At 58.7% G+C, this 23627-nt stretch carries 19 protein-coding genes and 1 other annotated feature; of the genes, 9 read left to right on the top strand and 10 right to left on the bottom strand.

The window, feature by feature from the left end; all coding sequences use genetic code 11:
• From urtD to atzF, 7 genes are all read right to left on the bottom strand, one after another.
• Positions 1-792, bottom strand: a complete 792-nt coding sequence (gene urtD / locus ACZ3HG_RS17485) for an urea ABC transporter ATP-binding protein UrtD (RefSeq protein WP_465333580.1) — start codon at positions 790-792, stop codon at positions 1-3.
• Positions 785-1861: an urea ABC transporter permease subunit UrtC gene (gene urtC / locus ACZ3HG_RS17480; RefSeq protein WP_191936125.1), complete on the bottom strand. Its 1077-nt coding sequence runs from the start codon at positions 1859-1861 to the stop codon at positions 785-787. The genes urtD and urtC overlap by 8 nt, the downstream gene beginning before the upstream one ends.
• Entirely contained in the window at positions 1861-3420 is a 1560-nt protein-coding gene (urtB, locus tag ACZ3HG_RS17475) for an urea ABC transporter permease subunit UrtB (RefSeq protein WP_465333615.1), read from the bottom strand. The genes urtC and urtB overlap by 1 nt, the downstream gene beginning before the upstream one ends.
• A gap of 61 nt (positions 3421-3481) precedes the next feature.
• On the bottom strand, positions 3482-4750 hold the full coding sequence (gene urtA, locus ACZ3HG_RS17470) for an urea ABC transporter substrate-binding protein (RefSeq protein WP_191936126.1): 1269 nt from the start codon (positions 4748-4750) through the stop codon (positions 3482-3484).
• Positions 4750-5469 (bottom strand): GntR family transcriptional regulator, encoded by a 720-nt coding sequence (locus tag ACZ3HG_RS17465; protein WP_191934213.1) that lies wholly within the window; start codon positions 5467-5469, stop codon positions 4750-4752. Before ACZ3HG_RS17465 ends, urtA begins: the two co-directional genes overlap by 1 nt.
• A gap of 2 nt (positions 5470-5471) precedes the next feature.
• Positions 5472-9089 carry an urea carboxylase gene (uca, locus tag ACZ3HG_RS17460; protein WP_465333577.1) on the bottom strand — a complete coding sequence of 1206 codons (3618 nt, stop codon included), beginning with the start codon at positions 9087-9089 and terminating at the stop codon, positions 5472-5474.
• A complete protein-coding gene (gene atzF / locus ACZ3HG_RS17455) occupies positions 9082-10881 on the bottom strand; it encodes an allophanate hydrolase (RefSeq protein ID WP_465333575.1) in 1800 nt (599 codons plus the stop codon). Before atzF ends, uca begins: the two co-directional genes overlap by 8 nt.
• Positions 10882-11199: 318 nt before the next feature.
• Between atzF and sltY the strand changes: the two genes are divergently transcribed.
• Together sltY and trpR are read left to right on the top strand one after the other, a co-directional pair.
• A complete protein-coding gene (gene sltY, locus ACZ3HG_RS17450) occupies positions 11200-13122 on the top strand; it encodes a murein transglycosylase (protein ID WP_465333613.1) in 1923 nt (640 codons plus the stop codon).
• A gap of 157 nt (positions 13123-13279) precedes the next feature.
• Positions 13280-13612, top strand: coding sequence for a trp operon repressor (trpR, locus tag ACZ3HG_RS17445; protein ID WP_191934210.1), 333 nt, complete (start codon positions 13280-13282; stop codon positions 13610-13612).
• On the opposite strand, the gene yjjX is transcribed toward trpR, so the two are convergent.
• Complete coding sequence (gene yjjX / locus ACZ3HG_RS17440; protein ID WP_191934209.1) at positions 13598-14140, bottom strand: inosine/xanthosine triphosphatase; 543 nt, start codon at positions 14138-14140, stop codon at positions 13598-13600. The genes trpR and yjjX overlap by 15 nt on opposite strands.
• A gap of 50 nt (positions 14141-14190) precedes the next feature.
• Between yjjX and gpmB the strand changes: the two genes are divergently transcribed.
• The gene (gene gpmB, locus ACZ3HG_RS17435; protein ID WP_191934208.1) at positions 14191-14838 is read left to right on the top strand and encodes a 2,3-diphosphoglycerate-dependent phosphoglycerate mutase GpmB; all 648 of its coding nucleotides are present in this window, start codon (positions 14191-14193) and stop codon (positions 14836-14838) included.
• 47 nt (positions 14839-14885) lie between these two features.
• On the opposite strand, the gene robA is transcribed toward gpmB, so the two are convergent.
• The gene (robA, locus tag ACZ3HG_RS17430) at positions 14886-15761 is read right to left on the bottom strand and encodes an MDR efflux pump AcrAB transcriptional activator RobA (RefSeq protein WP_191934207.1); all 876 of its coding nucleotides are present in this window, start codon (positions 15759-15761) and stop codon (positions 14886-14888) included.
• A 208-nt stretch (positions 15762-15969) separates the two neighbouring features.
• Here robA and creA point away from each other — a divergent pair, with 208 nt between their 5' ends.
• Entirely contained in the window at positions 15970-16446 is a 477-nt protein-coding gene (gene creA / locus ACZ3HG_RS17425) for a protein CreA (RefSeq protein ID WP_191934206.1), read from the top strand.
• Between the two features lie 44 nt (positions 16447-16490).
• Here creA and arcA read toward each other — a convergent pair whose 3' ends face one another.
• On the bottom strand, positions 16491-17207 hold the full coding sequence (gene arcA, locus ACZ3HG_RS17420) for a two-component system response regulator ArcA (RefSeq protein ID WP_191934205.1): 717 nt from the start codon (positions 17205-17207) through the stop codon (positions 16491-16493).
• Between the two features lie 673 nt (positions 17208-17880).
• Here arcA and ACZ3HG_RS17415 point away from each other — a divergent pair.
• The 5 genes from ACZ3HG_RS17415 to thrC all read left to right on the top strand — a co-directional run bounded on the left by ACZ3HG_RS17415 (position 17881) and on the right by thrC (position 23611).
• Positions 17881-18576 carry a tRNA/rRNA methyltransferase gene (locus ACZ3HG_RS17415; protein ID WP_465333572.1) on the top strand — a complete coding sequence of 232 codons (696 nt, stop codon included), beginning with the start codon at positions 17881-17883 and terminating at the stop codon, positions 18574-18576.
• A gap of 195 nt (positions 18577-18771) precedes the next feature.
• Positions 18772-18843, top strand: coding sequence for a thr operon leader peptide (thrL, locus tag ACZ3HG_RS17410; RefSeq protein ID WP_072277474.1), 72 nt, complete (start codon positions 18772-18774; stop codon positions 18841-18843).
• Positions 18779-18900, top strand: a sequence feature (Thr leader region). Its footprint overlaps the gene before it by 65 nt.
• 26 nt (positions 18901-18926) lie before the next feature.
• Positions 18927-21389 carry a bifunctional aspartate kinase/homoserine dehydrogenase I gene (gene thrA / locus ACZ3HG_RS17405; RefSeq protein ID WP_465333570.1) on the top strand — a complete coding sequence of 821 codons (2463 nt, stop codon included), beginning with the start codon at positions 18927-18929 and terminating at the stop codon, positions 21387-21389.
• A 2-nt stretch (positions 21390-21391) separates the two neighbouring features.
• Positions 21392-22321 carry a homoserine kinase gene (gene thrB, locus ACZ3HG_RS17400; protein WP_191934202.1) on the top strand — a complete coding sequence of 310 codons (930 nt, stop codon included), beginning with the start codon at positions 21392-21394 and terminating at the stop codon, positions 22319-22321.
• Positions 22322-22324: 3 nt separating this feature from the next.
• Positions 22325-23611, top strand: coding sequence for a threonine synthase (thrC, locus tag ACZ3HG_RS17395; RefSeq protein ID WP_191934201.1), 1287 nt, complete (start codon positions 22325-22327; stop codon positions 23609-23611).
• Positions 23612-23627 lie beyond the last annotated feature (16 nt).

The following is a 23627-nucleotide window of genomic DNA, read 5'->3' as shown; positions in this document are numbered from 1 at the left end:
TTATCGCCCCAGATAGACTTCAATGACCTGCTCGTTAGTCTGTACCTCGCGCAGCGAACCTTCCGCCAGTACCTGGCCCTGATGGAGTACCGTGACGTGGTCAGCAATGGTTTCGACAAAGCCCATATCGTGTTCCACTACCATCAGCGAATGCTTCCCGGCCAGCGTGCGAAACAGTTCGGCGGTATAGTCGGTTTCTGCGTCAGTCATGCCGGCGGCGGGCTCATCCAGCAGCAGCAGGTGCGGATCCTGCACCAGCAGCATGCCGATCTCCAGAAACTGCTTCTGCCCGTGTGACAGCAGCCCGGCGGGACGCTGACGCTGGCTTTCAAGACGCAGCAGCGCCAGCACTCCGGTAATGCGGTCTTCCTGTTCACTGTTCAGCCTGGCCCGCAGGCAGGCCCACACCGACTTATCGGTTTTCAGGGCAATTTCCAGATTTTCAAACACCGTCAGCGCCTCGAACACCGTGGGTTTCTGAAATTTACGTCCGATGCCGATTCGGGCAATGTCCACCGGGGAAAGCGTGGTGAGATCGGTGCTCTGGTCATAGAACACCCGGCCACTGTCCGGGCGGGTTTTGCCGGTGATCACATCCATGAGCGTAGTTTTTCCCGCGCCGTTGGGGCCGATGATGCAGCGGAGTTCGCCGACGCCGATCTGCAAAGAGAGGTCATTCAGGGCCTTAAAGCCGTCGAACGACACGGTAATATTCTCCAGCTGTAACACCGGGTCGGTTTGTTCGCGGTGGCGATCGGCCCGGTGGGGCTGGGTAAACAGGTGCTCAGTCATCTTTCCTCCTGCGCAGCAGGCCAATTACCCCGTTTGGCAGAAACAGCGTGACGAGGATAAACATCAGCCCTAAGAAAAACAGCCAGTATTCCGGGAAGGCGACGGTAAACCAGCTTTTGGCCCCGTTAACAATGCCAGCCCCCAGCAGCGGGCCGATCAGCGTCCCGCGCCCGCCCAGCGCCACCCAGATGGCGGCCTCAATGGAGTTGGTGGGTGACATCTCGCCGGGGTTAATAATCCCGACCTGCGGGACGTACAGCGCCCCGGCCAGCCCGCACAGCACGGCGGAAAGCGTCCAGATAAACAGCTTAAAGCCGCGCGGATCGTAGCCACAGAAGGAGAGGCGATTTTCCGCGTCGCGCACCGCCGTCAGCACGCGGCCAAACTTGCTGCGCGCCAGCATCAGGCCCACGGCCAGGCTGCCTGCCAGCAGCAGCACGGTGGCGACAAACAGCCCGATACGCGTGCCGGTTGCCGTCACCGGAAAGCCCAGCAGGGTGGTAAACCCGGTAAAGCCATTGTTACCGCCAAAGCCGGTCTCATTACGGAAGAACAGCAGCATCCCGGCATAGGTCAGCGCCTGGGTCATAATGGAAAAATAGACCCCTTTGATTTTCGATCGGAAGGCGAACCAGCCAAACACCAGCGCCAGCAGGCCGGGGACCAGCACAATCAGGCACAGTGCCCAGGCAAAGTGCTGTGTTCCTGCCCAGAACCACGGCATCTCTGTCCAGGACAGAAAGGACATAAACGCTGGCAGACTGTCTCCTGCCGCCTGGCGCATCAGGTACATGCCCATCGCGTAACCGCCGAGGGCGAAGAACAGCCCGTGGCCGAGCGACAGCATCCCGGCGTAGCCCCACACCAGGTCCAGTGCGACTGCGACAATGGCATAACAGAGAATTTTACCCACCAGCGTCAGCGTATAGGTTGAGATGGCCAGCGGATGATCCGCAGGAAGCAGTGCGAAAAACGGCAGCAGCAGCAGCGCGAGCAGCAGCACTGTACCCGCAGCGGTCACCAGCCGCGGGGATTTTTGTACCAGGGTCAGCGTCATGGGTTGCGTCATCAGTCAGTCACCCTTCCTTTAACGGCAAACAGGCCCTGTGGCCGTTTCTGAATAAACAGCACGATCAGCACCAGGATCAGGATCTTACCGAGCACTGCGCCGATCTGTGGCTCCAGCACTTTGTTAAGAATGCCCAGCCCGAGCGCGGCCACCACGGTGCCGGCCAGCTGGCCGACGCCCCCGGTCACCACCACCAGGAAGGAGTCGATGATATAGCCCTGGCCCAGCTCCGGGCCGACGTTGCCTAACTGCGACAGCGCGACGCCGCCCAGTCCGGCGATGCCGGAGCCGAGGCCAAATGCCAGCATGTCCACGCGCCCGGTCGGTACGCCGCAGCAGTCGGCCATGGTGCGGTTTTGCGTCACTGCCCGCACGTTCATTCCCAGGCGGGTTTTGTTGAGCAGCAGCCAGGTCAGCGTCAGCACCCCGGTGACAAACAGGATCACCGCAAGGCGGTTGTACGGTAGCACCAGGTTAGGCAGTACCTGCAGGCCGCCGGACAGCCAGGGCGGGTTGGCCACCTCCAGGTTCTGCGCCCCAAACAGAATGCGCACCAGCTGGATCAGCATCAGGCTGATGCCCCAGGTGGCCAGCAGGGTTTCCAGCGGCCGGCCGTACAGGTGGCGAATGATGGTGCGTTCCAGCGCCATGCCGATGGCCGCGGTTATAAAGAACGCTACCGGCAGCGCCAGCAGCGGGTAAAAGGCCAGCCATTCCGGGGCGTAACGCTGGAACAGGTTCTGTACCACCCAGGTGGCGTAAGCGCCCATCATCAGCATTTCACCGTGGGCCATATTAATCACCCCCAGCAGGCCGTAGGTGATCGCCAGTCCGAGCGCGGCCAGCAGCAGCACCGATCCCAGCGACAGTCCGGTAAAGGCCTGGCCAAGCAGATCGCCGGGCAGCAGACGATAGCGGATCTGCTTCAGACTGTCGGCGGCGGCGGTGCGGACGCGGGCATCTGTCTCATTCTGCGGCTGCAGCAGCTGCTCCAGACGGGCCTGTGTCTGTGGATCGCTGGTTTCACCCAGCCGTTTGACCGCTTCCAGCCGTACCAGCGGGTTGACATCGGCCAGCTGCAGTCCGGCAACCGCCTGGGCCAGCACCTCATGAACAGCAGAGTCCTCTTCGGTCGCCAGGCGCTGTTTCAGCAGCGGGAGCTGATCGGCCGTGGCTTCATTCTGTAATGCGCGTGCGGCCTGCAGCCGGACAGCCGTGACCGGACTGACTAACTGATGAGCGGCCAGCGCGGAGGCGATCAACACGCGCAGGCGGTTATTCATAAATAACTTTTTGGTCTTACCGGTGGGGGCCGCGCTGCCCTCCAATGCGATCAGACGATCGCTGACGCGGGTATAGGGCTGTTTCTTCTCATCCAGCACCACATTTTCGCTGTGCAGAGCCTGTAGCAGGGGCAGGCGCGCGGCATCCGGTGCGGCGGCCCACAGCTGTAAGAGGCGTAGTTGATCGCTGCGGCTGGCGGCCGCGAAGTCGACGGCCGGCCCGGCCTGGGCCATCAGCGGCAGGCAGAACAGCAGTAACAGCAGGAATCGCATCATCATCATTCGCTCTCTTGCGTGCGGAGAAGGGGCGGGAACGCGTACCCGCCCCGGGACGGGATCAGTGGCTGGCTTTCACCGGGTGGTCTGGCTTCTTGTCGTTACCGGCGATATAGGGGCTCCACGGCTGGGCGCGAACCGGTTTGTCGGTCTGCCAGACGACGTTGAACTGACCGTTATCTTCAATCTCACCAATCATCACTGGTTTGTGCAGATGGTGATTAGTCTGATCCATGGTCAGGGTAAAGCCATCCGGCGCGGCAAAGGTCTGTCCGGCCATCGCCGCACGGACTTTGTCCACATCGGTTGTCCCGGCTTTTTCTACCGCCTGTGCCCACATATGAATGCCGACGTAAGTGGCCTCCATCGGGTCATTGGTCACCACGGTATCCGCATTCGGCAGCTTGTGGGCTTTGGCATAAGCGCGGTATGCCGCAACGAATTGGGCGTTGGTCGGGTTATCGACGGATTCGAAGTAGTTCCATGCGGCCAGGTTCCCTACCAGCGGTTTGGTGTCGATGCCGCGCAGCTCTTCTTCCCCGACCGAGAAGGCGACAACCGGCACGTCTGTGGCTTTAATTCCCTGGTTGGCCAGCTCTTTATAGAACGGCACGTTGGAATCACCGTTGATGGTGGAGACCACGGCGGTTTTTCCGCCGGCAGAGAACTTCTTAATGTTGGAAACGATAGTCTGGTAGTCGCTGTAGCCAAACGGCGTGTAGACCTCTTCGATATCGCTGTCCTTCACGCCTTTGGCGTGCAGGAAGGCGCGCAGGATCTTGTTGGTGGTACGCGGATAAACGTAGTCGGTACCCAGCAGGAAGAAGCGTTTCGCGCTGCCGCCGTCTTCGCTCATCAGGTACTCCACGGCCGGGATGGCCTGCTGATTTGGCGCAGCGCCGGTATAAAACACATTCGGTGACATCTCTTCGCCTTCATACTGCACCGGGTAGAACAGCAGTCCATTCAGCTCCTCGAATACCGGCAGCACCGATTTACGTGATACCGACGTCCAGCAGCCAAAGACGACGGCGGCTTTATCCTGAGTGAGTAACTGACGGGCTTTTTCCGCAAACAGTGGCCAGTTAGAGGCCGGGTCGACCACCACTGGCTCCAGTTTTTTCCCCAGTACCCCGCCTTTCGCGTTGATCTCTTCGATCGTCATCAGCGCCACGTCTTTCAGCGGCGTTTCGGAAATCGCCATGGTGCCGGACAGGGAGTGCATGATCCCCACTTTGATGGTGTCGGCAGCCTGAACGCTCCAGGAGAGTCCCATGGCGACTACGCTGGCAGACAGCGCAAATGCTTTGATCAACGAACGTCTCTTCATCAGTAATCCCCTAACATTGAGTTGGATGAAACGATATGGTGCCTGGCCTGCTGGAGCATATGGACGGTGATTTTTCTGACTTCGGCGCGGCTGACGGCAATATGGTCGGTCAGAATGCGCCGGGCCTCCTCGCTGTGCTGGTGCAATATCGCGCGCAGGATGCTCGCGTGTTCGTTATAGGTGGCGCTGATACGATCTTCCCGGGTGAAATCAAGGCGGCGAATAATGCGGATTTTTTCCGTCAGCTCGCCGTGAATGCGCGTCATTTCGCTGTTGCCCGCCGCCGCCACCAGGGCGATATGAAAGGCTTCATCATGCAGTGACACCGTGATGCCATCCGCCAGGGGGGGCTCCGTGATCCAGACACCGATCGGCCGCGCCAGCAGACGTTCCGCCTCGCCTGCCGGTAGCAGGCACAGGCGTTTCACCGCCTCGCACTCCAGTACGATGCGCAGGTCGTACAGCTCCTCAAAGTAGGCGAAGTCAAACTGCCGCACCTGCCAGCCCCGGCGGTGCCACACCTCGACGTAGCCTTCGCGCTCCAGGCGGAACAGGGCCTGACGAACCGGAGTGCGGCTGACCGCGAAGCGGTCGGCCACTTCGTTTTCACTGAAGGCATCCCCCGGCATCAGGCGAAAATCGAAGATGTCATTTTTCAGCTGCTGATAGACACGATCGGCCAGCGCTTCCGGCCGGGCCGGGCTGCGTTTGTCGTCCATTTTTATTCCAGCCACAGCAGGGCATCGCCGGGGCTGACCGGGCGGCCAGGCTGGCAGCCGATGCGCTTGACGCGCCCGGCCCGGGGGGCATTGACCGCCAACTCCATTTTCATCGCCTCGACGATAATCAGCGGCTGACCGGCGGCCACCTCATCGCCCGGCTGTACCAGCACTTTCCAGATGTTGCCGTTCAGATCGGCGCTGACCTGAAACGCACTCTCATCCTCTTCCGGCGGCAGCAGCGTCTCATCGCTGGTCAGCGGCGCACCGTCCTCTTCCTGCGCCCACAGGGCGACTTCAGCCTCGAAGGCGCGGGCCTGCTTCTGGCGGAAGGCGCTGATGGCGTCAGCATGGTCGGCGAGGAACCGGGTATGTTCAGCAAAATCAAAGACCGACTGTTCGATACGCACCCGGGCGCGTCCCTCGCGGAAGTCATCGCGCAGGACGTCGAGTTCGGCCTCGCTGACCGGGTAGAAACGCACCTGATCGAAGAAGCGCAGCAGCCAGGGTTCGCCGGCAGCGAACTGGTCATTCTTCAGGAATTTGTTCCAGATCGGCAGCGTGCGGCCCACCAGCTGATAGCCGCCGGGGGAGTCCATGCCGTAGATGCACATATACATGCCGCCAATGCCGACGGTGCCTTCGGCGGTGTGGGTACGCGCCGGGTTGTATTTTGAACTGAGCAGGCGGTGACGCGGATCGATCGGCACGGCACAGGGCGCACCCAGATAGACATCGCCCAGGCCGAGGATCAGGTAGCTGGCGTCAAAGAGTGTGCGACTGACCTCTTCGCGGCTGGCAAGACCATTAATACGCTGAATAAAGTCGACGTTATTCGGCAGCCAGGGCGCGCTGGCCCGCACGGTTTCGGCATAGCGCGCGACGGCCCCCAGGGTCGCGCTGTCCTCAAAGGCCATCGGCAGGTGGACAATGCGCGAGGGCACTTTCATCTGCGTCACGTCACCCAGATTCTTTTCCAGTGTCAGCAACAGGCTCATCAGCTGCTTCTGGCTGAGGATCTGACTGTCGTAACGGATCTGCAGGGAACGTACGCCGGGAGAGAGCTCTTCAATACCGGGCTGGCCGACGCCGGTAAGGGCGGTCATCAGCAGATGCACGCGCAGGCGCAGGGCGAGATCCAGCACGTTATCGCCGTACTCCAGCAGAATATAGTTGTCACCCGCCTGACGATAAATCGCCGTGGGCGTGGTATCCGTGGCCTTGATCGCCGCCAGTACCGTTGCTGAGCCGTGGACGGTATCCGCCAGTGATGGCGCTGCAAAGGGGGCGGTACGCAGGGCGCACAGTTCGTGAATACTGCGATCCTGCGCCAGCGCCAGCGCGTGGGCTTCTTCGGCGCTGATGGGGTGGAAACGGATGCGATCGCCCGGTTTGACCTGGCCGACTTTCCACAGCTCTGCTTTCGCAATGGTCACCGGGCAGACAAAACCGCCCAGGCTGGGCCCGTCCCGGGTGAGGATCACCGGAAAGTCTCCGGTAAAGTTAACCGCCCCGATGGCGTATTCGCAGTCGTGGACGTTAGAGGGATGCAGCCCGGCTTCGCCACCGTTGGCACGCGCCCAGCCCGGTTTCGGCCCGACCAGCCGCACGCCGAGGCGGTTGGAGTTGTAATGTACCTGCCATTCGGCGGCAAAGAATTCGTCAATCGACTGCGCAGTGAAGAAGTCCGGTGCGCCGTGCGGGCCATACAGTACGCCGATGCGCCATTCATCCCCGTACACCGGGCGATCGGCGACGGGCAGGGCCGCCGGTTCGCTGACCGGCGCAGGGGTGGTACAGGCGGCCAGATGCGGCTGAGAGATGGCCAGCATATCGGCCACCCGCAGGGTCCGCCCGGCGTGACCGCCAAACTGACCGAGGGCAAACGTGGAGCGACTGCCGAGGTATTCCGGCACGTCAAAGCCGTTACGCACGGCCAGGCAGGTCCGGCAGCCCTGCTGCGCCCGGCCCAGGGTCAGCGTCTGTCCGGCTTTGACCGCCACCGGCTGCCAGTACGCCACCTCTTCCCCATCCAGTGACGCCGGACAGGCCGCCCCGGTCAGGGCGATCAGCGCGTCGCTGTGAAACCGCAGCGTGGGACCCTGCAGGGTAAACTCCAGCCCGGCGGCTTCTTCAGCGTTGCCGACGATGCGGTTGGCGAGGCGGAAGGCGTAGTCATCCATCGGCCCGGAGGGGGGCACGCCGATATCCCAGTAGCCAGGACGGCCCGGGTAGTCCTGAATGCTGCTCCAGGTGCCGGGCTGGAGCACTTCAATCACTGCGGCTTTCGGTGTAAAGCCGTCGAGCAGGCGCGTCCAGACGTTGCCGCTGCGGAAAGCCTCGGTGGCGACCACCTGGCGCAGATAGTCGAGGTTGGTGGCGATGCCGTGCAGACGGGTTTCATTCAGCGCCGCCTGCATTTTTTCCAGCGCCGCCGCGCGGTTGTCCGCGTGGACGATCAGTTTGGCGATCATCGGGTCGTAGAAGGCAGAAACCTCCGTGCCGGTACTGACCCAGCTGTCGAGGCGAACGCCCTCCGGGAAGCAGACTTCGGTCAGGATACCGGGGCTGGGCTGGAAGTTTTTCAGTGGATCTTCCGCGTAGATACGTACCTCAATGGCTGCACCCTGCGGAGCCTGCGCCATCTTATCCCAGTCTGGCGACTCCCCGGCGGCGACCTGCAGCATGCACTCCACCAGGTCCAGGCCGGTAACGCACTCGGTCACCGGGTGCTCCACCTGCAGGCGGGTGTTCACTTCAAGGAAGAAGAATTCATCGCGCACGGCGTCATAGATGTATTCCACCGTTCCGGCGCTGCGGTAGTTCACCAGTTCGCCGAGTTTGACGGCGGAGTCGAGCAGGGCGGCGCGGGTCGCAGCGGGCAGGTTCGGGGCCGGAGTCTCTTCCACGACCTTCTGATTGCGGCGCTGCAGTGAACAGTCGCGCTCACCGAGGGCCACGACCTTGCCCTGGCCATCGCCAAAAATCTGTACCTCAACGTGACGGGCCTGATCGATGCAGCACTCAAGGAACACGCCGGCATCGCTGAAAAACTGTTCGCCCAGGCGGCGCACGCTCTCCCAGGCGCTGACCAGCGTGGCTTCACTGGCGCAGCGCGTCAGGCCAATACCGCCGCCCCCCGCCGTACTTTTCAGCATCACCGGGTAGCCAATACGCGTCGCGGCGGCAATCGCCTCTGCAAGCGAGTCCAGCAGTGGCGTGCCCGGCGTCATGGGGACGCCCGCCGCAGCCGCCAGCTCGCGTGCCCGGTGCTTCAGGCCAAACTCGCCGATCTGCTGTGCAGTCGGGCCGATAAAGACAATGCCTGCGGCTTCGCAGGCGGCGGCAAACGGCAGGCTTTCAGAGAGGAAGCCGTAGCCGGGCCAGATGGCTTCAGCCCCGCTCTCGCGGGCGGCGGCAAGAATTTTGTCGATGACCAGATAGCTGTCGCTGGCCTTAGCACCACCGAGGGCAAGGGCAATATCGGCATCTTTGACGTGCTGTGCGTTTTTGTCGGCATCGGAGTACACCGCGACGCTGGTGATGCCGAGGCGCTTCAGGGTACGGATGGCGCGGCAGGCAATTTCGCCACGGTTGGCAACCAGAACAGTGTTAAACATCAGACTTCTCCTCGCGGCTCAGCCAGCGGCGCCAGCCGCCGAATTCAGTGATGTCAGTGGCCTGCGTCAGCGCAGCAGGCTCACAGATAAACCCTTTTACGCTGCGGCCGTCGGCCAGTTCCAGCGTGCCGATCCCCAGCGGGGCAGGGATTTCTGCTACAAACTCGCCAAAGCGCGCCAGCGGGATATCCCACAGCTCAACGAGGATAGCGGCCCCTGTGACGGCTTTGACCAGCCCGGGTTTGGCCGGGACGGTATTGGCCAGCGCATACAGGCGATAACAGGCTGCGGTGGTGGTCTCTTCCACCCGAACCGCATGTCGTCGGGTCAGCTGGTGGTTGAGTGGCATGCCGGTCAGATGGGCACCGACCACCGCCACACGTACGTGCAGTGATGAGGCGGGCAGGGTTCCGGGCGCAGGCTGCGGCCGGCCGGTGGCTCCGAGGCTCAGAGCCTGCTGCTGCTGCCAGCGCAGGCCGAAAGTTGCCAGCGCCCGGTCGTGCCAGGCCAGTGCGATCAGCGTAATGCCCGCTGGCAGACCGTCGGTGCGAAACGGCGCGGGCAGCGCCAGCGCGGCCAGATCGGCGAGGTTGGTAAAGTTGGTATAGGTGCCGAACTGCGAGTTGTAGCGCACCGGTTCCTGTTTCATCTCTTCCAGCGTATGAATGGTCGGCGAGGTCGGCACCACCAGCGCATCAAACTGGCTGAGCGTCTGCTGGATCTGGCGCGTCAGTTCGGCGCGCAGATATTCCGCTTTGTAAGCGTCCACGGCGCTGTAGTGGTTGCCACTGGCGACGATGTCGTACACCACCGGATCCATCTCTTCCGGGCGCGACAGCATCGCGCCCACGGCCACGGTGCGCTCGGCCACCCACGGGCCTGAGTAGAGCTGTTCCGCCAGCTGCGTAAAGGGGGTAAAGTCCACCGGCTGCAGGCTGGCACCGGCGGCGATCAGGTCGGCACAGGCGGCCTCCCACGCGGCCTGCGCCTGCGCGTCGCCAAAGAATACCGGGCTGGCCGGGATGGCGAAACGCGGGGCGTCCGGCAGGGCAGCCGGTGCGAGGCCCGGATTATGGCGGGCGTAGGCATCCAGACTGTCATAGCCTCCGGCACAGCTGGCGGCAAGGAAGGCATCTTCCACGGTCAGCGCGAAGACGGAAATGGTGTCGTTCAGACGGCAGGCGGGCACCACCCCGGTGGCGGAAAGCCAGCCTTTTGTCGGCTTCAGGCCGACGATATTATTAAACCCGGCAGGGACGCGCCCGGAACCGGCGGTATCGGTACCGAGCGCAAAGCACACCAGGCCCCGGGCAGTAACCGAGGCGGAGCCGGAGCTGGAGCCGCCGCTGACATACGCAGGATCAAACGTGTTACAGACTGCGCCAAACGGCGAGCGCGTCCCGACCAGACCGGTGGCGTACTGGTCCAGATTGGTCTTGCCGATGACCACCGCCCCCTTGCCTTTCAGATTGGCTACCGCCACCGCGTCGCTCTCTGCCGTATAGGTAAAGGCCGGGCAGGCGGCGCTGGTGGGCCAGCCGGCAATATCAATATTGTCTTTTACCGCGAATGGAACGCCAAACAGCGGCAACGAGGCCGGGTCCTGCTGCCAGGCTGCCAGCAGCGGCTCTACCTGCGCACGCAGCTGTGCGGGCGTGGCGAGGTAGATCCAGGCATTGTCTGCGGGGGAGAGCGCGGCCAGCAGGGCTTCCAGCGTGGAGAGCACCTCCTGCGGGTGCTGCTGATGATGATGCTGCCAGTCCTGGATCGTAAACCCGTTGGTGAAAGCCATAAGTTGAATTCCGTCTGGTATACAAGATGGAATTCAACAGAGCAAAGGGCGTGCCAGTTTTTAATTCACTGATTTTCATACCCTTCGTTAATGCGGGCCGTGGCTGATGCACGATCGGTGCGCAGGGTTTGTACTATCATAGGGCATCGGGCCTGTTGGAAAAAAAGCGTGGCTCCGACAGGGCCGGCTTCACTGCCGTTCGGGGCTCATTCCGTAAATATTTGTTCAGTTCATGGCACGTTGGGCCGCAACTGGTTAGCATGAAGCAGATAAATTTCGCGATTCAGGAATAATTAAGGCGGTAACGTGGGGAAAGTCATGGCGGACAAGTGGCAGTTATGGGTAGTAGCGGCGTGCTTAACGGCAGCCACCGGCAGTGCCCGGGCGGATTCACTGGATGAACAACGTACCCGTTACCTGCAAATCAAACAGGCCTGGGACAGTAAACAGATGGATACCGTCGATCGGCTGATGCCGACGCTGCACGACTATCCCCTTTACCCTTATCTGGAATACCGCCAGCTGGCGCAGAATCTTGATCAGGAAACCGGCCTGGCGGTAAATGACTTTATTAAACGCTATCCGACCCTGCCGCCCGTGCGCTCGCTTTCTTCACGCTTTGTGAATGAGCTGGCGCGACGTCAGGACTGGCGGGGTTTACTGGTCTTCAGCCCGCAGGCACCCAAGCCTGTGGCGGCACGTTGTAACTGGTATTACGCCAAATGGGCCACGGGCCAGCAGCAGGTGGCCTGGGACGGGGCGAAAGCCATCTGGCTGACCGGCAGCTCGCTGCCCGGCACCTGCGATAAGCTGTTCAGCGCCTGGCAGGCGGCCGGACAGCAGAACCCGATTACTACGCTGGAACGTATCCGTCTGGCGATGAAAGCGGGGAACAGCAATCTGGTGAATTTCCTGGCCAAACAGCTGCCTGAGGATTATCAGACCATCGCCAATGCGGTAATGGATCTGCAAAATAACCCGGGTACGGTTGAGAATTTTGCGCGTAGCGTCGGCGCGACAGACTTTACCCGCCAGGCCACGGCGATTGCCTTTAGCAGTCTGGCCCGGACGGATGCCGAACGGGCGCGGCAGATGATCCCCTCTCTGGTGCAATTGCAAAAGCTGGATGAACAGCAGACCCAGGCGCTGAAGGAAGCGGTGGCCTGGCGGCTGATGGGCAACGATATCACCAGCGAGCAGGCACGCTGGCGCGATGATGTGGTGATGCGCAGTGACGCCACCTCCCTGATTGAACGCCGGGTGCGGATGTCACTGGGCAACAACGATCGCCGGGGAATGAATACCTGGATTGCCCGCCTGCCGGTAGAAGCTAAAGAGAAAGATGAGTGGCAGTACTGGCAGGCTGACCTGCTGCTTGAGCAGGGGCGCAAAGAGGAAGCAGAGGGCATCCTGCGCAAGCTGATGCAGGAGCGCGGGTTCTATCCGATGGTTGCCGCGCAGAAGCTGGGCGTGGAGTATCCGCTGCAGGTCGACAAAGCCCCGGCGGTAGACAGCAGCCTGACCGAAGGCCCGGAGATCGCCCGCGTGCGGGAGCTGATGTACTGGGGAATGGATAACCTCGCCCGCAGCGAGTGGAGTTATCTGGTGTCCAGCCGCACCAGGCCGCAGCAGCAGATGCTGGCCAGCTACGCACGCCAGCAAAACTGGTGGGATCTGAGCGTACAGGCCACCATCACCGGCAAACTATGGAACAGCCTGCAGGAGCGCTTCCCGCTGGCCTGGCAGCCGCAGTTTGAACGCAATATCAGCGGTAAGAGCATCCCGATGAGTTACGCCATGGCGATTGCCCGTCAGGAGAGTGCCTGGAATCCCAAAGCCCGCTCCCCGGTAGGCGCATCCGGTCTGATGCAGGTCATGCCTGCGACGGCACAGCATACGGTGACCAAATTCAGCATTCCGGGATACAGCAACAGCAGCCAGCTGCTGGATGCTGAAACCAACATCCAGATTGGGACGCAGTATCTCGAGTCGGTGTATCAGCAGTTCGGTCAGAACCGTATCTTTGCTTCGGCAGCGTATAATGCCGGACCATCGCGGGTTCGTACCTGGCAGGGTAACAGCGCCGGTAAGCTGGACGCCGTGGCCTTTATCGAAACCATCCCGTTCTCTGAGACCCGGGGGTATGTGAAGAACGTGCTGGCCTATGACGCCTATTATCGTTACTTCATGAAACAGTCTGACAACCTGTTCTCTGACCGCGAGTGGCAGCAGCGTTACTGAGGTGAATGACGGTCAGGCGGCCGGGAGCGACAGCAGGGCACAGGCGTCTCTGTGCCGTCAGGGGGCGGGAATATGCCGCGCTGACACCGCTGTCGCTTCAAGTATGAAGATGATGATGATATGCTACTGTACTAGTTGAATAGTATGGCGGAATACCATGACCAACCCAACCCCTGTTCCCGTTACGAGCGACCCGGCCAGCGAAGACTGGCTGCGTTTTGTCACGCTGCTGCAGCGGGCCTATCAGAGTGAGCTGCATCTTCCGCTGTTGCAGCTGATGCTGACCCCGGATGAGCGTGAAGCGCTGGGTACCCGGCTGCGGATCGTCGAAGAGCTGATGCGCGGCGAAATGAGCCAGCGTGAGCTGAAAAATGAGCTGGGGGCAGGGATTGCCACAATTACGCGGGGCTCAAACAGCCTGAAAAGCGCACCTCCGGCGTTGAAGGCCTGGCTGGAGGCACAGCTTCTGAGCGGATCAGATAAGGTCTGAGTTGTCGTCTTTGCGCTGGTAGATGTCGTTATGAAACGGGCAGAGGGCGAGGATCAGGGCCTGGTGATAGACGCTGGTGCGGGTCAGGTGGCCGGCCGTGAAGGCACCAATGGCACCGCCCTTATGCTTGATATTATCAATGCCCGTGAGACGAGCCATCTCTTCGCCCAGTTCACGGCCTTCATGAATGCCTTTCATTACAATGGCTGGCAGGGTAAAACTGGCAGAGCGGGACTCGCCACGCAGCTTATGGTTTTCTACCACCATCCATGCAAAGGCCGTATTGTCTTCAATGCCGGCCTCGATCGCCACCCAGAAATCGGCTTCAGGTCTGACCTGGCGGGCATTCATCACGCGCTGACGTGCGCCAGTTCGCGTTTCTGTGTTTGTGATCGGTTGGGCAGCCACGCCGCTGTCGACCTCGACACCCTCAATATGGCAGGATCCTTCCCCGAAGATATCGCTGAAGGCTTGAGAAATTGCCTTAATTTTGGCTGGATTGATGGTAGCAGCGACAACATGGTACATAATTGTTTGAACCCTCTACGCAAATTTGTCGCAGTATAACGGAAAATCGCATGTTACAGGTCTATCTTGTTCGCCACGGAGAAACGCTATGGAATGCGGCACGTCGCATTCAGGGGCAGTCAGACAGCGCGCTGACTGAGAAAGGAGAGCAGCAGGCTCATCAGGTGGGGGAACGGGTGAAAAAGCTCGGCATCACCCACGTGATTGCCAGCGATCTGGGCCGTACCCGGCGTACCGCCGAGATCATTGCCGACGCCTGCGGTTGTTCAGTCGTGCTGGATCCCCGCCTGCGTGAGTTGAATATGGGGGTGCTGGAACAGCGCCTGCTGGATTCACTGACCGCAGAGGAGGAGGGCTGGCGGAAAACGCTGGTTGATGGCACGGAAAATGGTCGTATCCCGCAGGGGGAATCCATGGGCGAGATGGCACAGCGGATGCACCAGGCGCTGGATGCCTGTCTGGCACTGCCAGAAGGAAGCCGCCCGCTGATTGTCAGCCATGGTATGGCACTGGGGGTGTTGCTCAGTACCATCCTCGGGCTGCCGGCGAATGCGGAGCGTCGTCTTCGCCTGCGCAACTGTTCTCTTTCACGCGTTGACCATCAGCAAAGCGCCTGGCTGGCTTCAGGCTGGGTGGTGGAAACCGCCGGGGATGTGGCGCATCTCGAGGAGACTGCGCTCGACGAACTGCAGCGTTAACCTGCAAAAAGGGCCGGCATAGCCGGCCCTTTTTCATGATCGAGACATTACGACTGGCGTCGGATCGGGATCAGATATTCACAGTGGATATCGACGGGAGGCTCGGCACGTTTCTTACCCCCGTGGGTATAAAAACGCTCAATATCCTGTCCGTGGCGACGTGTCAGATTCAGTGTCGGCATGCAGGTGCCGTAAATCTGCAACACAAAATCCTGAAGGCCGTGGCGTGGCCCTTCATAGGTGAACTGAACATAATCCCCCGCTTCCAGCAGTACCGTCTGGGTTGAATGCAGCTGGCTGGCTATCTCCCCGGAAGGAACGGCAGTGGTATAGAGGATTTCCTGCTCGTCATCTTTGTCCGTACTGGGACGCGACTGATGAAGGCCGTACAGTACTGGTGGAACCGTATCGGTCTCGGTGAGAAACTGTCGCCAGAAGTGCATACGCATCTCATCACGGAAGCGTGAGATTTGCTCCAGTGTGCAGGTGTAAGACTGAGTTTGTCCTGTCAGCACGATTTCCGGCAGACTGACCCAGGTCGGTTCAGGTAATCTGACGTCATTGAGGCGAATAGGCGGACGCAGGCCATAGGCATTCCAGTCAGATGACCGGCGATACCAGGCGGGCGTCTGAGCAAACTGCTTTTTGAAGGCCCTGGTGAAAGTTTGTTGCGAATCGAAACGGTACTGTAAAGCAATATCCAGAATAGGGCGGCTTGTCAGCCTTAAGGCGACAGCCGCCTTCGACAAACGACGTGCGCGAATATAAGCGCCAATCGCGTGACCAGTGACGTCCTTGAACATTCTTTGCAAATGCCATTTTGAATAACCTGCCTTAGCCGCAACATTATCCAGGGATAATGGTTGGTCGAGGTGGCTCTCCAGCCAGACAAGCAAATCTCGGATGATACCGGCTTGGTCCATAAATCGTCCTCATGTTACTCAGAATTGGTGCATGGTAAGCAAAGTCGACGAATAGTAGCATTAATTGCAAAAGCTAAGTACCGGGTATTAGCTGTGAAAATGTGCTAAATACGGTCAGATTAACGACAGATAGCGTTATAAACGTAAGAGTACGGTAGTTTCGTGTCTACCTTACAATGTCATCTATTTTCTTTGAAATGGTAACGTCATGACAATTAAAAAAGTGTTAATAGTCACTTCAGTGTTCTTTTTTCCAGGCTTATTGCAGGCGGAACAGGTGGGTTCGGTGGATACCGTCTTTAAGATGTTTGGCCCCGACCATAAAATAGTCGTTGAAGCGTTTGATGACCCGGAGGTGAAAAACGTCACCTGCTACCTGAGCCGGGCAAAAACCGGGGGGATTAAAGGCGGCCTGGGACTGGCTGAAGATACGTCCGATGCGGCGATCTCCTGCCAGCAGGTCGGGCCGGTCGAACTCAGCGACAAAATAGCGCAGGGGAAATCAGAGGGAGAAGTGGTATTCAGAAAGCGGACATCGCTGGTATTCAAAAAGCTCCAGGTCGTACGTTTCTTTGATAAAAAACGTAATGCACTGATTTATTTGAGCTATTCAGATAAGGTGGTCGACGGGTCACCGAAAAATGCGCTCAGTGCGGTGCCGATTATTCCGTGGGGCCATCAGTAGCAGATGTCGCGGGTCGACCGGAAAACGGTCGACCCTGACGTGCATTAATCCTGCAGATCGCCACAGAAGCGGTAACCTTCACCGTGGATCGTGGCGATGATTTCCGGGGTATCCGGTGTGGATTCAAAATGCTTGCGGATACGACGGATGGTCACGTCAACAGTACGATCGTGAGGCTTCAGTTCGCGGCCGGTCATTTTCTTCAGCAGGTCAGCACGGGTCTGGATCTTGCCCGGGTTTTCGCAGAAGTGCAGCATCGCACGGAACTCGCTGCGCGGCAGCTTATACTGTTCGCCCTGCGGGCTGACCAGTGAACGGCTGTTGATATCCAGTTCCCAGCCATTAAAGCGGTAGGATTCAACCAGCTTGCGCTCGTCGCTCACTGCCGCCAGATTCATGGTACGTGACAGCAGGTTACGGGCACGGATGGTCAGTTCACGTGGGTTAAAGGGCTTGGTGATGTAGTCATCAGCGCCGATTTCCAGGCCGAGGATTTTATCTACTTCGTTATCACGGCCAGTCAGGAACATCAGCGCTACGTTCGCCTGCTCACGCAGTTCACGCGCCAGCAGCAGGCCATTTTTGCCCGGCAAGTTGATGTCCATTATCACCAGATTGACGTCATTTTCCGTCAGTATTTGGTGCATTTCAGCGCCGTCCGTAGCTTCATAAACCATGTAGCCTTCGGCTTCAAAAATACTTTTGAGCGTATTACGAGTGACTAATTCGTCTTCAACGATAAGTATGTGCGGGGTCTGCATGTGTTCGCTACCTAAAATTGCCAACAAAATCGAAAACAGGACATACGGCTGTTGGCGCTGGCTACCACCTGGTGTTCAGAGCCAGAAGCAAAACAACAGCAGTACAGAATGATGTTCTTGATACACGTTCCATGTACCGTCAACAAGGTGGCTAACCCTTGATACCTGATGATTCAGCGCTGCTGAAACGTCAGGTTTTCTGGGTTTTGCGCAGCCCATCAGGCTGTATCCTGCATGCCCCGGTAGTACTAAACGGCGTACATCCTAACGGTATTAACAGCAACATAACAGCACAGGCAACAACCATTACGCAATAAAACAACGCTTAGTTGACTTATATCAAACCAATTGTAGCACGTTAACACTTTTGTGAAAAATGGTTCCCAGAATGGCAGGTTAGCTCACAATTAAGGTGAAGGGCTGACGCATTTGTGCGACAGATGAATACAGGAGCGAGACGGTTTTTAACAAAAGTTAATTGTTTGATAAACTGTATATAATCGCGACAGAGTCTTTTTTTTGCTGGGTTTCACAGAATATTTAGGGCTATCATTTGATTGCCCTGCTTTAAACGGCGGCAGTTAACATTAAGATATTATGCCTGATAGCGCCTGTTATCATCTTAAAACCGGTGCATCATTAAGGCGGTTGTTTCTCTCTCTGATAGGTGATTATGCGTTTCCCCCTGATCCTTGTTTCTCCTGCCCGGGCTGAAAATGTCGGCGCGGCAGCCCGTGCGATGAAAACCATGGGATTTGATGAATTGCGTATTGTTAACAGCCAGGCGCATCTTGACCCGGCCGCACTGCGTGTGGCCCACGGGGCGACGGAGATCCTGAACCAGGCCACCCACTGGACCTCACTTGAAGCGGCGCTGGCAGATATTGATTTCAGTATTGCCACCACGGCGCGCTCGCGGGCGAAATTGCGTTATTACGCTACGCCACAGCAGGTGCAGGAGGTGCTGGAAGAGAAACAGCAGTGGATGGGCAGTGCGGCTTTGGTATTCGGCCGTGAGGACAGCGGCCTGACCAATGAGGAACTGGCGCAGGTTGACCTGCTGACGGGGATCCCGATGGCAGCGGACTACCCGTCGCTGAATCTCGGTCAGGCGGTGATGGTCTACTGCTACCAGCTCTCGGCCCTGCGCCAGGTCAGCGCCCAGATGACAGCGGAAGCCCAGGCCGGGCAGCTGGTCGCTCTGCGCCAGCGGGTCCGGGATTTATTGCAGCAGCTGGAGGTTGCGGGTGATGAAAAACTGGCTGACTGGCTGCAGCAGCGTATCGGACTGTTACAGCAGCGGGATACCGCGATGCTGCATCGTTTGCTGCATGACATCGAAAAAAACCTCCAGATTAAAAAGCTGTAGGAATCCTGAAAAGCAGCGCTATTTACTGCCATTTTGTTCCTGAGTAATACAACAGATTGGCACGGGCGGTGAAAAGTGCCCGGCTACCTTGTAGTGCAAAAAAGTCGCTTTTGATAAAAAAATTGACTTGGCCGGGCGTTTGCTTTACTTCTGAAAGCCGACAGATTTTACAGACAGATAAAAAGATAAATCTCAATGCGCAAAAACAGCCTGATGACAACAATCATTATTACCACCACCATTACCACAGGTAACGGTGCGGGCTGACGCATACAGGAAAAATCAAAAATAAGCCCGCACCTAACCAGTGCGGGCTTTTTTTTTCGGCAAAAATTCAGGAGAGTTTGAACATGCGAGTGCTGAAATTCGGTGGAACCTCAGTAGCCAATGCGGAACGTTTTCTGCGCGTGGCTGATATTCTGGAAAGTAATGCAAAGCAGGGACAGGTTGCTACCGTATTGTCCGCGCCAGCGAAGATTACCAACCATCTGGTGGCGATGATTGAGAAAACCATCAGCGGTCAGGATGCCTCACCCAATCTCAGCGATGCGGAGCGAATTTTCGCCGAGCTGCTGCAGGGACTGGCGGAGGCCCAGCCGGGTTTCGCCTATGACCGGCTCAAAGGCGTGGTTGATCAGGAGTTTGCGCAGTTAAAGCAGGTGCTGCACGGCATCGCCTTGCTGGGCCAGTGCCCGGACAGTGTGAATGCGGCGATCATCTGCCGGGGGGAAAAGCTCTCTATCGCTATTATGGAAGGTCTGCTCCAGGCGCGCGGTTATGGCGTCAGCGTCATCAATCCGGTAGAGCAGTTGCTGGCCGTTGGCCACTATCTGGAATCTACCGTGGATATCGCCGAATCCACCCGCCGTATCGCCGCCAGTCAGATCCCGGCCAGCAATATGGTGCTGATGGCGGGCTTTACTGCCGGTAACGAGCGCGGTGAGCTGGTGGTACTGGGCCGTAACGGGTCTGACTATTCTGCGGCGGTGCTGGCGGCCTGCCTGCGCGCCGACTGTTGTGAAATCTGGACCGATGTGGACGGGGTCTATACCTGCGATCCGCGTCAGGTGCCGGACGCCCGCCTGCTGAAGTCGATGTCTTATCAGGAAGCGATGGAGCTCTCCTATTTTGGCGCTAAAGTCCTTCACCCCCGCACCATTGCGCCGATTGCCCAGTTTCAGATCCCCTGCCTGATCAAAAACACCGCGAATCCGCAGGCACCCGGCACGCTGATCGGCGGCGACGGCAGCGATGAGGATAACCCGGTTAAGGGCATCACTAACCTGAATAACATGGCGATGTTCAACGTCTCCGGCCCGGGAATGAAAGGCATGGTAGGTATGGCGGCTCGCGTGTTTGCGGCCATGTCACGCAGCGGAATTTCCGTGGTGCTGATCACCCAGTCGTCTTCCGAATACAGCATCAGTTTCTGCGTCTCCCAGAGCGACCTGGCGCGCGCGCGCCGCGTGCTGGAAGATGAGTTCTACCTTGAGCTGAAGGATGGCCTGCTGGAGCCGCTGGATGTGATGGAACAGCTGGCCGTGATCTCCGTGGTAGGTGACGGCATGCGCACGCTCCGGGGTATCTCCGCCAAGTTCTTCTCCGCGCTGGCCCGCGCCAATATCAATATCGTCGCCATTGCCCAGGGCTCGTCTGAGCGCTCCATCTCGGTGGTGGTCAGCAATGATGAAGCGACCACCGGCGTACGCGTGGTACATCAGATGCTGTTTGCCACCGACCAGGTCATCGAAGTCTTTGTGATCGGCGTCGGCGGCGTTGGGGCTGCACTGATTGAGCAGCTCCATCGTCAGCAGACCTGGCTGAAAAATAAGCACATTGACCTGCGGGTCTGTGGCATCGCCAATTCGCGGGCGCTGCTGACCAACGTGCACGGCATCCCCCTGGAGAACTGGCAGGAACAGCTAAAAGCGGCGAAAGAGCCGTTTGATCTGAGCCGTCTGAGCCGCCTGGTGAAAGAGTATCACCTGCTGAACCCGGTGATCGTTGACTGTACCTCCAGCCAGCAGGTTGCCGACCAGTACGCTGACTTCCTGAGCGACGGTTTCCACGTAGTGACGCCGAATAAAAAGGCCAATACTTCCTCGTATCACTATTACCAGCAGATGCGTGCAGCAGCGGCAAAGTCCCGACGTAAATTCCTTTATGACACGAACGTCGGGGCGGGGCTGCCGGTGATTGAGAACCTGCAAAACCTGCTGAACGCCGGTGATGATTTGATCAGCTTCTCCGGTATCCTCTCTGGCTCACTGTCGTTTATCTTCGGTAAACTGGATGAAGGCGTATCGCTTTCGGATGCCACTAAAATGGCCCGTGAGATGGGCTTTACCGAGCCGGACCCGCGTGAAGACCTGTCCGGGCTGGATGTGGCACGTAAGCTGCTGATCCTGGCCCGTGAGGCGGGCTATCAGCTGGAGCTGAGCGACATTGAAATCGAAGCGGTGTTACCGCCCGAACTGACCGCCATCGCCGATGTGGAAACCTTTATGGCGCGCCTGCCGGAGCTGGATGCCGGTTTTGCGGCAAGAGTGGCCAGCGCAGGTGAGGCAGGAAAGGTATTACGCTTCGTCGGTGCCATTGAAGAGGGCGGCGTGTGCAAAGTGAAGATCGATGCGGTCGACGGTAACGACCCGCTGTATAAAGTCAAAAATGGCGAGAATGCGCTGGCGTTTTACAGCCGCTACTATCAGCCGATCCCGCTGGTGCTGCGTGGTTATGGTGCCGGTAATGATGTGACGGCGGCGGGCGTGTTTGCCGATCTGTTACGCACTCTGTCGTGGAAGTTGGGAGTTTAATCATGGTTAAAATTCATGCCCCTGCCTCAATTGGCAACGTCAGCGTTGGCTTTGACGTTCTCGGGGCGGCCGTGTCACCGGTAGATGGCACGCTGCTGGGCGATTGCGTAACCGTGGAAGCGGCCGACGAATTCAGTCTGCACAATGAAGGCAGCTTCGTCAGCAAGTTGCCGGCGAACCCGAAAGAAAATATTGTCTATCAGTGCTGGGATCGCTTCTGTGAAGCGATCGGCGAGCGCGTGCCGGTCAGGATGACACTGGAAAAAAATATGCCAATTGGCTCCGGCCTCGGCTCCAGCGCCTGCTCGGTAGTCGCCGGATTAATGGCGATGAATGAACACTGCGGTAAGCCGCTGGACGATACGGCGCTGCTGGCGCTGATGGGCGAACTGGAAGGGCGCATCTCCGGCAGCGTACACTATGACAATGTGGCCCCCTGTTTCCTGGGGGGTATGCAGCTGATGCTGGAAGAGAACGGCATTATCAGTCAGGAAGTGCCAGGCTTTGATGACTGGCTGTGGGTGATGGCTTATCCGGGGATTAAGGTCTCCACGGCAGAAGCCCGTGCGATCCTGCCTGCGCAGTATCGCAAAGAGGATATTATCCGCCACGGCCGCTACCTTGGGGGCTTTATTCACGCCTGTCATACACAGCAACCGCTGCTGGCGGCAAAGCTGATGCAGGACGTCATTGCGGAACCTTACCGCACCCAATTGTTACCGGGCTTCAGTGAAGCCCGTCAGGCCGCTGCCGATATCGGTGCACTGGCCTGTGGTATTTCTGGCTCCGGCCCTACGCTGTTTGCCGTGTGTAACCAGCAGGATACCGCACAACGTATGGCAGACTGGCTCCGCCAGCATTATCTGCAAAATGATGAAGGCTTCGTCCATATCTGCCGTTTAGACACGGCAGGCGCACGTAAACTGGGATAACGCATGAAACTGTATAATCTTAAGGATCACAATGAGCAGGTCAGCTTCGCCCAGGCGGTGAAGCAGGGTCTGGGTAAACAGCAGGGCCTGTTCTTTCCGCTGGAATTACCTGAATTCGAACTGACCGACATCGATGCCATGCTGGAAATGGATTTCGTCACCCGCAGTAGCAAGATCCTGTCGGCCTTTATCGGTGACGAAATTGAAGCGCATCAGCTGAATGAGCGCCTGAAAACGGCCTTCACCTTCCCGGCACCGGTCGTGGATGTCACTGAGGATATCGCTGCACTGGAGTTATTCCACGGGCCGACGCTGGCGTTCAAAGACTTCGGCGGCCGCTTTATGGCACAGATGCTTGCCTGTGTCAGCGGAGCCGACGAGAAGATCACCATCCTGACCGCCACGTCGGGTGATACCGGTGCCGCCGTCGCTCATGCCTTCTACGGTATGGAAAACGTGCGTGTGGTGATCCTCTATCCGCAGGGCAAAATCAGCCCGCTGCAGGAGAAGCTGTTCTGTACGCTGGGTGGGAATATTCAGACCATCGCCGTCGACGGCGATTTCGATGCCTGCCAGTCGCTGGTGAAACAGGCGTTTGATGATGAAGAGCTGAAGAAGGCCATTGGCCTGAACTCGGCGAACTCGATCAACATCAGCCGGCTGCTGGCGCAGATCTGCTATTACTTTGAAGCGGTGGCGCAGCTGCCACAGGAAAAACGTAACCAGCTGGTGATCTCCGTACCGAGCGGTAACTTTGGTGACCTGACGGCTGGCCTGCTGGCGAAGACGCTCGGCCTGCCGGTGAAACGCTTTATTGCTGCCACCAACGCGAACGACACCGTGCCGCGTTTCCTGGTGAACGGTGAGTGGGCACCTAACGTGACTGTCGCCACCCTGTCTAACGCGATGGATGTGTCTCAGCCGAACAACTGGCCGCGCGTGGAAGAGATCTTCCGTCGCAAAATCTGGCGCCTGCAGGATCTGGGTTACGGTGCCGTGGATGACGAGACCACTAAAGCGACCATGCGTGAGCTGGCCGATCTGGGCTACCTTTCAGAGCCGCACGCGGCCATCGCCTACCGTCTGCTGCGCGATCAGCTGCAGGAAGGCGAGTTTGGCCTGTTCCTCGGCACCGCGCACCCGGCGAAGTTTAAAGAGAGTGTGGAAGCGATCCTCGATCAAACGCTGACGCTGCCGGAGGCGCTGGCCGAACGTGCCGATTTGCCGCTGCTGTCGCATAAGATGAAAGGTGACTTTGCCGAACTGCGTGAGTTCCTGCTGAAGAAATAATCAGCTAAACTGTGTT

The sequence above is a fragment of the Erwinia sp. PME.40.26/001 genome, assembly GCF_055556675.1.
Note: the sequence above shows the minus strand (reverse complement) of the source record. Positions and strands in the feature narration are given on the sequence as shown.